Here is a 10,213-nt window from a genome sequence, read left to right as displayed (position 1 = left end):
GGCCGGGTGGGCCGCCTGGAGCCCGCAGGAGAGCATCGACAGCGACGGGCCCGACCCTCGACGCGACGCGACGGTCACCGCATCGCCGACCGGCGTGCTCATCTGGCATCGTCCACCGGGCGGGTGCCCAGCCAGATCGCCACCAGGGCGTACGGCACGGCCGCGACCACGAAGGCGACGGCGTTGTCGGCGAACCCGGCGACGAGGGCGTAGCCGCCGAAGACGGCGATGACGGTGAGGTCGGTGGCCATCCCCGCGACCGAGGTCACCGTGGCCCGGCTGGGGCCGGCGATCCGCGCCTGCAACCGCGCGTCGGCCAGGACGGTGGCCACCTGGAAGGCGCAGAAGGCGGCGCTGAGCAGCGCGAATCCCGCCGGGTGCCGAAACCCGGCCCCGGTGGCGAGCGCCACCGCGGCGAAGGCCAGCAGCCCGGCGTAGCCACGGGTGGTCAGCCGCTCGGCCGGCGCGGCGAGCAGCCCGCCGAGGGTCACCCCGGCCCAGCCGAGCAGAAGCAGCAGCGGCACCGTGGACTCCGCGACCCCGGTGTCCCGGGCCAGCAGCGGGGTGTACTCCTCGAGAGCGCCCCAGACGGCGGTCACCGCCGGCACGAGCAGCAGCGCGGCGCGTACCCGTCGATCGGCACGGGCCTCGGCGACGCCGGCGCGGAGGCTCGCCAGCCAGCCCGTGTCCACGTCCTCCTCCCCCACCGTGGGTGCCCCGGCCTGACGGTGTTCGGGCAGCGAGGCGGCCACGGCAGCGGCGAGCAGGGTGGCCAGCAGGCTCGCCGCGCCGACGGCCGGGTAGCCGCCGGCGGCGAACACCGGCCCGGCCAGGACGATCGAGGCCAGCACCCCGAGCACACCGGCGCTTCTCGCCCGACCCATGGTGCGGGCGTAGCGGCCGGCCGCTCCCAGGCGGTCGAGTTCGGTGAAGACCAGCGCCTCGAGGGCGCCGGAGCCGAGCGCGCCGCCGGCTCCCCAGCAGACGAAGCCGAGGGCGAACGCCGGGTACGAGGGGGCCAGCAGCCAGAGAGCGAAACCTGCGCCGGCGAACAGCGGTGCGAGAACGACCAGCAGGCGGCGGGACACCGCGTCCGCAAGCGCCCCGGAGGGCACCTCCAGCAGGATGCCGGTCACCGACCAGATGACGAAGAGCGAGGAGATCTGCCCGACCGACAGGCCGGTGTCGCTGAACAGCAGCGCGTACAGCGGGTAGAGCAGGATGAGGTCGCTCAGGAAGGCGTACGCGTAGAGGGTGCCCGCCAGGCGGCGGACCCGGCGATCGGAGATGGTGGTCATGGGGGGCCTTTCCACGGAACCGGTCGGACGGACGCATCGAGTGCGCGTCCGTCCGGTGGTCCGCGGCTGTGGCCCTCAGGGGCGGATCAACATCGCCAGGTCATGGCCGAATACTAGCCGGATACCGCCGGCTGCGTGTCCCCTGGGCGCGGGGGTACGCAGCCGGGTGGGGTCCGGTGCGGAGCCCACCCGGCTGCGCGGTGTCGTGCGATCAGCGGCGGGCCCCGTCGCCGCTCGCCGGTGGGATGATCATTGTGGCGTCGCTGTCGCCGGGTGCGGCCGCCGGCCGGTTCAGGTCGGGCTCGTCGTGGCACGGCACGACCTGGGTGGCGTCGGCGTCACCGCCACGTGGCACGACCTGGGTGGCGTCGGCGTCACCGGCCGGGTACAGGTGGGTCCGCACGTCGCGCCGGCCGGCCTGGTACGCCCGGGCGTGGGTGGCGATCAGCCGGGACTCCTGCTCGGCCCGGCTGAGCCACGACTCCCAGCGGCTCTGCATCGGTCGGATCAGCCCGCCGCCGACGCCGACGACGAGGATGCCGCCGGCCGTGGCGAGCACGGCGACCAGCACCGGCGTGGTCACCGCGGTGGCGACGCCGATCTGGTTGAGCGCGGCGATGACGCCCAGGCCGAGAAGGAACACCGAGGCGATGGTGGCGAGCACCCGGCCGTAGGAGAGGCCGCCGAGGGCGCTGCTGATGAGGTCCTTGACGGCGTGGGCGATGGCCGCGGCGACCACGACGATGACAATGGCGACGAAGGCGCGCGGCAGCCAGGCGATCACCCCGGCGATCAGGTCGGAGATCGGGTTCGGCCCCCAGATACCGAAGGCGAGCTGGAGGGTCACCAGCAGGACCCCGTAGTAGGCCAGTTTGGCGACGATGTCGCTGGCGTCGTACCCGGAGCGGGCGAGGGCGGTCTTGATACCGCCCCGCTCGACCGCCCGGTCGAAGTGGACCCGCTCGAGGACCCTGTCCACGATCTTCAGGATGGCCTTGGCCGCCAGCCAGCCCACCACCAAAATCGCCACGAAGGCGAGCGCCTTGGGCAGGAACAGCATCACGGCGCGGAAGGCGTCGCCCACCGCGTCGCCGAAGTTGTCTGTCATGCGTGTTCTCTCCACACGTCCGTCGGTCTGGTCGGCCTCGACCTACCCGGACCCGTCGGTGGGGAAACGCCGGTCAGGAGGGCCGGCAGGCGTACGCCACCTCGGTGCCGGCCTGCTGCGAGGCGGGGGCGACGATGGTGACGGTGGCGGTTTCCCGGGCGGTGCCGACGCCGCTGAACGTCCATTGGAGAGTGAGGGTGGCGCTCCGCTGCCCCCAACCGACCCGCTCGGTCAGCAGCGCCCCCGGCGGTGCTCCGGAGCGCTGCCACCGGTACTCGATCACGCCGGCCCGCCCGTTGGTGCGCACGGTGGCGACCACGTCCACGGTCACGTCGCACCGCTGTCCCGCCGGTCGTGGCACGGCCACCGTCACCCCAGTGATCTCCAACGGGGCGAGCCGCTGCCACAACCAGAAGCCGACGACCGCGACCAGCACGGCGGTCAGCAGCGCGGACAGCGCGGAGACCACCCGCCGCCACAGCGGTCGGCGGCGCGGCGGGGGCCAGGCGGGCCAGGCCGGCGGAACGGGTGGGGTGGCGGGCACCCCCGGTCCGAAACGCACCTCCCCGCCCGGACCGCTCGGCCCCGACGGGGGAACGCCCCGTCCGGTGCCCGCCACGCCGCCGGGCGTTGTCGGCGTGGCACCGACCCTCGGGGCGGCGGCGGGTTCGCCGTACCCGGTCCAGGGCTGGCCGGGCGGCAGGGAGTGGGTGCGCACCGCCGAACCGGTCGCGTCGAGGCCGGCGGCGCGGTCGGTTCCGTCGAACCAGCCGGTCGGATCGCCGCCCAGGTGCACCGTCTCGCTGGTCGCGCCCAGGTGCACCGTCTCGTCAATCGCGCCCAGGCGTACCGTCTCGTCAATCGCGCCCAGGCGTACCGTCTCGTCAATCGCGCCCAGGCGTACCGTCTCGTCAATCGCGCCCAGGCGTACCGTCTCGTCAATCGCGCCGCGGGGGACGCCGAGGTGCACGGTTGGCTCGCTTCGTTCGTCCGGTCCGGTCATCCGGCGTTGCCTCCGGTCGAGAACTGTCGCACCGGGTCGCCTAGCCGAGGGGACAGTCCGACTGGAGCGACACGTGCACCGGGCCGGCCGGGGCCGACACGTGGCCGGCGGCGTCGACGGCGACGACCTCGACCGGGATGCGGGTGGTCGACTCCGGGGCCGGGAGGTCACCGAAGGTGCCCCGGAAGGCGTTCCCACCCGTGTTCGTCATCCGCACGGTATGGACGACACCATCCAGGGGGTAGCGGATGAACAGCCGCAGGTCCTCGGCGGTGCTCCGGTCGTCGGACGCGGTCGCGGTGACCGTGCTGGACTGCTCGCCAAAGAGGCAGTCACCGGGATACAGGACGGTGGGGCTGGCGTCCATCTTGCCCACGACCGGCGCGGTGCCGTCCGCCGGCGGAGGCGGGCTGGTGCTCGCCGGCGGGCTCGGCGGCGGTGGCGGCACCGTGCGGGTCCGGCTGGGGGTCGCGGTCGCCGACTGCGGCCGGGTGGGCGACACAGTCAACTCCGGTTCCGTCGGGCTCGGCACGGGGATCAGGCTCTGGCTGGGCGACACGGCGGTGATGGGCGGTGCCGCCACGGGCAGCGTCGGGTCGACCGAGGTGGGCGCCGAGACGTGGGGCGCGGAAGCGCCGTCGACAAGGGCCAACGCCGGAGGGTTCCGAGAGGCGTAGGTGAGACCGGCTCCGCTGAGCAGCAGGGCCGCGACGAGTCCACTGCCCAGCAGCGCGGCGCGGGTGCTGCCGCGACGCGGGAGCACCCAGGAGATGCCGAGGCTCGTGGTCGCGACGCTGGTGGCGCCACCGGCGGCGTCGGGGAAGGGGAACAACGCGGCGAGCAGCGCGGCACGGCGGGCCAACTGCCGCAGGCCCTGCTCCTCCCAGCCCTCGCCGTACGCGGCCGCGGCGATGCGTTCCAGCTCGGCGAGGAACACGTGCGCGCTCTGGGGCCGGTCGGCCGGCCGCTTGGCCATGCCGTGGCGCAGCAGGTCGTGCATCGGCTGGGGCGCCGGGTCGAGCGGAACCGGCGCGAAGGTGTGCTGGTCGCGCAGGGTGAACAGGTCCTTGCCGTCATACGGGGGGTGCCCGGTGAGGCACTCGTAGAAGGTGGCCGTGGCGGCGTAGATGTCACAGGCGGGGCTGGCCGGCGCCCCGGCCCACTGCTCGGGCGCCATGTAGCGGGGGGTGCCGCTGACCGAGGCGCCGCCGCCACGGCCGGCCAGCACGGCGATGCCGAAGTCGGCTAGCTTGCTGCGCCCTTCGACATCGACCAACACGTTCTCCGGCTTGTAGTCGCGGTGCACCACGCCCCGGGCATGCGCGGCGGCCAGCCCGGCGAGGGAGCCCCTGAGGACGCAGAGCGCCGCCTCCGGCTCGGTGGGGCCGTGCGCGCGCAGCATCTGCCGCAGTGACACCCCGTTGACCAGCTCCATCACGATCGCGGCACCGAGCGGCGACTCGGCGTACTCGTAGAGCCGGGAGACGTGCGGATCGTCGACCTCGACGAGCAGCATCGCCTCCTCCCGGAACGCCAGCCGGAAGGCCGGGTCGTCGCCGACGGAGCTGTTCAGATACTTGATGGCGACGGGGACACCACTCGCGTCGTGGGTGGCGAGCAGGACACGGCCGGACGCGCCGGCGCCGAGCTGGCGTACGGGCGTGTAACCGGACAGCTGCCAGTCGGCGGTCACGCTGCGGTCCCCCCGGTCTGCCGGGAGCGGTCGAGAATCAGTGCCACGCTGATCATTCTCACCCGGGCGGTGGTCGGGGCCATCGGCGCATCGGTTGTTTTCCCGGCGTTCGGACGGCCGCTGCCGGAAGCGGTTCTCCGGCCAGCTCCGCACCGGTGCCGACACCTCATCCTTTCTCGGCCTCCGGTGGGGCGAGGTCGGGCGCGACGTCGGTGATCCGTTGCCGCATCGGGCGTCGGCGCAGCGCGGCGACCGCCTCGTCGACGAGCCGACGTATCCGGACCGGGTCTCGGAGATCGTCATCGCCGCGGTCACCAGCATGCGGCGCTCGGAGATCGACTGGCTGTACCGGGGCGTGGGCCGATTCTTCCCGCAGCAGTGGGAACGGTTCCTCGCCGGGGCCGGCGTCGACCGGGACGGCGACGTCGTCGGCGCGTACGCCCGGCTGCTGGAGCACGCGGACCCGGCGGTGCGGACCGGGCGGTCCACGACTGGTGCGCGTGGGAGGACGCGGTGGTCTCGGCCGAGAGTGCCGGCACCGCGTACGTCGACCGGCCGTCGGCGGCCCGAACGGCACTGGTGCGGACCTGCGCCCATGACTTCTCACACGGCGCCTGGCTGGCGGAGGGCGAGCTGATCCGCGACGCCGGCCGGTCGGCCGGCATCCCCGGCGTGCTGATCCACGGGCGGCTCGACCTGGGCAGCCCGCTGACCACGGCCTGGGAACCGCACCGCGCCTGGCCGGGCTCCGAACTCGTCGTGGTCGAGGGCGTGGGGCACCTCGGCACGCGGGAGACCCGGCGACACCTGCGGCAGGCGTGCGACCGCTTCGCCGGCTGACGGCCGCCTGCCAGGAAAGCAGCCACCGGCTGCCGGGACGGAGCGGGCACGACCTCGGCGCCGACAAAGCCGTCCGGGGAGGACGTCTTCGACCGCCTGGTCGATGTCGTTCGTGCCACGGCACCGGACTGGGTGGTCACCCACGGCGAGCCGCGCCGGCGGCACCGAACCACCGGGGCAGGTGGCCGAGCAGGTCGTGCTGGTCGTCGCCGACCCAGGCCACGTGGCCGTCGGGCCGCAGCAGCACGGCGGGGGCGTCGAGTTCGTCGCTCACCTCGACGAGGAGGTCTACCCGGTCCGCCCAGCCCGTCACGGAGAGCCGGCCGGTCTGGTCGAGCAGCAGTCCCCGGCCGGCGTACATCCGCTCGTAGAGCCGCCCCCGCTTCAGCCGCACGTCACGCAGCCGCCGGCCGAGCAGGTCGTGGCCCGTGCCGAGGTCGTAGCGAACCCCGATCGCGGTGACCTTCTCGATCAGGTGCCGGTTGACGTCCTCGAAGTCCATCAGGTCCTCCAGCAGTCGGCGCACCGCCCGGGGCCCGGGTTCGGTGGACATCAGCTGCATCTGCGCGCGGGTGTTGTCCAACACGTCGGCGGCCACCGGGTGCCGTTCGGCGTGGTAACTGTCCAGCAGTCCCGGCGGTGCCCAGCCGACAATCTCGGCGGCCAGTTTCCAGCCGAGGTTGTGCGCGTCCTGGATGCCGAGGTTGAGACCCTGCCCACCGGTCGGCGGGTGGATGTGCGCCGCGTCGCCGGCCAGCAGCACCCGGCCGACCCGGTAGCGCTCGGCCAGCCGGGTGGCGTCACCGAATCGGGACAGCCAGCGCGGTGAATGCACACCGAAGTCGGTGCCGGCGGTCGCCCGCAGCTGGTGCTTGAACTCTTCCAGGCCCGGCGCGACCGTGCGGTCCTCGGCCAACCCCTCGGCGGGCACGACGACGCGGTACACCCCGTCCCCGATCGGCCCGACACCGAACCGCTTCTGGGTCTTGCGGACCTCGGCCACCACGTTGGACACCATCTCCGGCGACACGGCCACCTCCATGTGACCCAGCAGCGTCTCGACCGTCGCGGGCTCACCGGGGAAGGCGACGCCGAGCAGCTTGCGTACGGTGCTGCGGCCGCCGTCGCAGCCGACGAGGTAACGTGAGCACAGCCGCGTGCCGTCGGCCAACTCGGCCGTCACCCCGTGCTCGTCCTGGCTCAGCCCGACCAGCTCGCTCCCACGCCGGATCTCCGCACCCAGCTCGGTGGCGCGCTCGGCCAGCAGCCGATCGACAGTGGGCTGCGGGATGCCAAGGACGTACGGATGCGCGGTGTCCAGCCGGTCGGGCGCGGGCTTGTCGATGCCGGCGAAGAAGCTGCCGACGGGGTACTGCCGACCGAGCGCAAGGAACCGCTCCAGCAGTCCACGCTGGTCCATCACCTCGATGCTGCGCACGTGCAGACCCAGCGCACGAACCTGCCGGGTCGGCTCCACCTCCCGCTCCACCACGAGCACACGTACGCCGTGCAGGCGCAACTCGCCGGCCAGCATCAGCCCGGTCGGGCCACCGCCGGCAATGATCACATCAATCATGAAACCCCCCGTTCGACAAGGTCGCGATGGTGGACCAGCCGCTGCGGTCAGCTCGTGTGCGGGCAGCCGCACCCGGATGCCAGATGGACGAAGGCACGCACAGACCGCGAATGTTCTGGTCTCGGCCGGAGAGTCTGCGGCACGACCCGGGTCTTGCCACAAGACCCCCGGTGCGCTATATGTTGAGAGTGGCAGGGAGGGGCCGACCTCCTTGCCTTCTGCTTTCCTCTCCGTCGTGGACGACCAGACGCCCTCCCGTCGAGAGCGGCGCGGAGTCGCACGGGTCGCTGACTACACTCGCGTCGACCGATTCCAGGGCGGGTGCATGGCGGATCTCTCGTACGACGTTCTCCGGCGGCTCATGGCCGCTCTCTGCCTGATCGCCGCCGCCGCGGTGCCGGCCGAACCGGCGGCCGGAACAGGTTCCACCTCGCTGCGCGTACTTCAGATGAACCTGTGCAACAGCGGTCGCGCCGGCTGCTACACCGGCCGGGCGGTGCCCCGGGCGGCCGAGGTGATCCGCGCCGAGACGCCGCACCTGGTCACCCTGAACGAGATCTGCCGGGACGATGTGCCCGCGCTGGAGCGGGTCCTGGCGGACGTCCACCGCGGAGGCAGGGTCGTGGCGGCGTTCCAGGCCGCCGGTGACCGCCCGAGCGGCGACGTGACCCGGTGCCGCGACGGCCAGCCGTACGGCATCGGGCTGCTGGCGCACCTCGCGGCGCCGCAGCGGGGGCACAGGATCCTCAGCGGGACCTACCCGGTCCAGGACGGCACGGATCCCGAGCTGCGGGTCTGGCTCTGCGTTCACGCCCCCGGCGTCGCCCACGCCTGCACCACCCACCTGGCGGCGTTCCGCAGCGCCGTCGCGCTCGCCCAGTGCCGCCATTTGATCGACCACGTCGTACCGCGGATCCGCCGCGACGCCGGTTACCTGCCCACCGTGCTCGGTGGGGACCTGAACCTGCGGCACGGCGGCTCACCCGACGTGCGGGCCTGCGTGCCGCCGGGCCACCGGCGGGTCGACGACGGCGGCGTGCAGCAGATCGTGGCGACGACCGACATCACGGTCGACGATCTGCGGCCGGTCGGCATGAACGGCGCGACCGACCACCCTGGGCTCCTGGCCGGCCTCACCGTCGACGCCGACCAGGACCGGTAGCGGGCCGGGACGACGTTCGCTCGCCCCACCACCAGCGCGGCCCTCCCCCGGGCCGGTGCGGTGGAGCGTGGGCTCACCGGGCGAGGCGGGCGACCGAACCGGTCTCCAGCGCCACCCACACGACACCGTCGGGCGCGACGACGATCCCGTGCGGCTCGGAGGCCGGCGTCGGCAGAGCGTACTCCTCGATGCGGCCATCGGCGGTGACGTGGCCGACCCGGTTGCCGCCCCACTGTGTGAACCAGCAACCGCCGGCGGGGTCGGCGGCGATCGCGTGCGGCCGGGCCGACCGGTCCGGCAGCGGATACTCGCGGACCTCGCCGTCGACGGTGATCCGGCCGAGCTGACCGGCGCCGATCTCGACGAACCAGAGCGCGCCGTCGGTGCCGCAGGTGATGCCGACGGGCGCGGCTCCGGCCGTCGGCAGGGGATGGACGTCCACGGCGCCGTCGGTGGTGACCCGGCCCACCGCGTGGGCCTGGTTGAGGGTGAACCAGAGCGCGTCGTCGGGCCCGGTGACGATCATCGACGGCAGACCGCCGGTGCCGGGCAGGTCGACGTGGGACACCTCGCCGTCGGTGGTGATCCGGCCGATCCGGTCGGTGGCCATCTCGGTGAACCACAACGCCCCGTCGGGGCCGGCCGTGATGCCGTAGGGTCCGGCGGCCGGCACGCCCCAGGAGGCCGTCGTGCCGTCCGGGGCGAGCCGGCCGACGCGGTGGTCGCGCATCCGGGTGAACCACAACGCCCCGTCGGGGCCGGCTGTGATCAGCGCCGGCCCGCAGGCCGGGTCGTCCAGCTCGTGGCGGCGCAGGTCACCGTCGGCGGTGAGCCGGACGATCGCTCCGGCGTGCACGAGCGTGCACCACAGCGCGCCGTCGGGGCCGACGGTGATCGCGTACGGTCCGTGGCCGGGCCCGGCCACGGGCAGTTCGGTGACGATCGGTGGCATGACGCTCCTTCTCAGACGGTCAGCGGTGGGGAGAGCAGGCGACCCGCCACCATCGACCGGGTCGTGCCCGGCCAGCGGTTGCGCAGCCGCCGGTCGTGGCTGACCACGACCACCGCCCCCGGGTACGCGGCCAGGGCGGCCTCCACCTCCTCGACCAGGCCGAGGGAGAGGTGGTTGGTGGGCTCGTCGAGCAGCAGGACCCCGGCGGGGGCGGTGAAGAGCCGGGCCAGCCCGAGGCGCTGGCGCTGCCCGGTGGAGAGCTTCCCGACCGGCACGCCGAGCAGGTCGGGCGGGAAGAGCCCCAGCGACAGCAGGACGTCCCGGTGCTCCTCGTGGTTGCCGGGCCGGCCGTGCGCGTACGCGGCCAGCACCGTGCGCGCGGGATGGACGGCGGGGACGTCCTGGGGCAGGTGGCCGACCGGGGCGTGGCGGTCGACCCGGCCGGCGTCGGGGGCCAGGTCTCCGGCGAGGACCCGCAGCAGGGTGCTCTTGCCGGCGCCGTTGGCCCCGGTGAGCAGCAGCCGCTCGCCCGCCCGCACGGTCAGGTCGACCGGGTGTAGCCGACCGGCCACGGCCACGCC

Annotated in this window: 10 protein-coding genes; 2 read left to right on the top strand and 8 right to left on the bottom strand. The window is 73.7% G+C overall.

The window, feature by feature from the left end:
• Positions 1-98 precede the first annotated feature (98 nt).
• The 5 genes from E1193_RS26065 to E1193_RS33435 all read right to left on the bottom strand — a co-directional run bounded on the left by E1193_RS26065 (position 99) and on the right by E1193_RS33435 (position 5,559).
• Positions 99-1,298: an MFS transporter gene (locus E1193_RS26065; protein ID WP_132185829.1), complete on the bottom strand. Its 1,200-nt coding sequence runs from the start codon at positions 1,296-1,298 to the stop codon at positions 99-101.
• A 211-nt stretch (positions 1,299-1,509) separates the two neighbouring features.
• On the bottom strand, positions 1,510-2,406 hold the full coding sequence (locus E1193_RS26060) for a hypothetical protein (protein WP_132185828.1): 897 nt from the start codon (positions 2,404-2,406) through the stop codon (positions 1,510-1,512).
• Between the two features lie 73 nt (positions 2,407-2,479).
• A complete protein-coding gene (locus E1193_RS26055) occupies positions 2,480-3,409 on the bottom strand; it encodes a hypothetical protein (protein WP_132185827.1) in 930 nt (309 codons plus the stop codon).
• Between the two features lie 40 nt (positions 3,410-3,449).
• The gene (locus E1193_RS33860) at positions 3,450-5,102 is read right to left on the bottom strand and encodes a serine/threonine-protein kinase (RefSeq protein ID WP_279433394.1); all 1,653 of its coding nucleotides are present in this window, start codon (positions 5,100-5,102) and stop codon (positions 3,450-3,452) included.
• A gap of 166 nt (positions 5,103-5,268) precedes the next feature.
• A complete protein-coding gene (locus E1193_RS33435; RefSeq protein ID WP_243707907.1) occupies positions 5,269-5,559 on the bottom strand; it encodes a hypothetical protein in 291 nt (96 codons plus the stop codon).
• Positions 5,560-5,615: 56 nt separating this feature from the next.
• On the opposite strand from E1193_RS33435, the gene E1193_RS32600 reads away from it, so the two are divergent.
• The gene (locus E1193_RS32600) at positions 5,616-5,942 is read left to right on the top strand and encodes a hypothetical protein (RefSeq protein WP_207922869.1); all 327 of its coding nucleotides are present in this window, start codon (positions 5,616-5,618) and stop codon (positions 5,940-5,942) included.
• A 136-nt stretch (positions 5,943-6,078) separates the two neighbouring features.
• Here E1193_RS32600 and rox read toward each other — a convergent pair whose 3' ends face one another.
• Positions 6,079-7,518, bottom strand: a complete 1,440-nt coding sequence (gene rox / locus E1193_RS26040) for a rifampin monooxygenase (RefSeq protein ID WP_132185825.1) — start codon at positions 7,516-7,518, stop codon at positions 6,079-6,081.
• Between the two features lie 325 nt (positions 7,519-7,843).
• Between rox and E1193_RS26035 the strand changes: the two genes are divergently transcribed.
• Complete coding sequence (locus tag E1193_RS26035) at positions 7,844-8,680, top strand: endonuclease/exonuclease/phosphatase family protein (RefSeq protein WP_132185824.1); 837 nt, start codon at positions 7,844-7,846, stop codon at positions 8,678-8,680.
• 73 nt (positions 8,681-8,753) lie between these two features.
• Here E1193_RS26035 and E1193_RS26030 read toward each other — a convergent pair whose 3' ends face one another.
• Entirely contained in the window at positions 8,754-9,632 is an 879-nt protein-coding gene (locus E1193_RS26030; RefSeq protein ID WP_132185823.1) for a virginiamycin B lyase, read from the bottom strand.
• Positions 9,633-9,643: 11 nt separating this feature from the next.
• On the bottom strand, positions 9,644-10,213 hold a 570-nt coding region (locus E1193_RS26025), incomplete at its 5' end, for an ATP-binding cassette domain-containing protein (protein WP_132185822.1).

The sequence above is a fragment of the Micromonospora sp. KC606 genome, from assembly GCF_004348675.1.
In the GTDB taxonomy this organism is placed as follows: domain Bacteria; phylum Actinomycetota; class Actinomycetes; order Mycobacteriales; family Micromonosporaceae; genus Micromonospora.
Note: the sequence above shows the minus strand (reverse complement) of the source record. Positions and strands in the feature narration are given on the sequence as shown.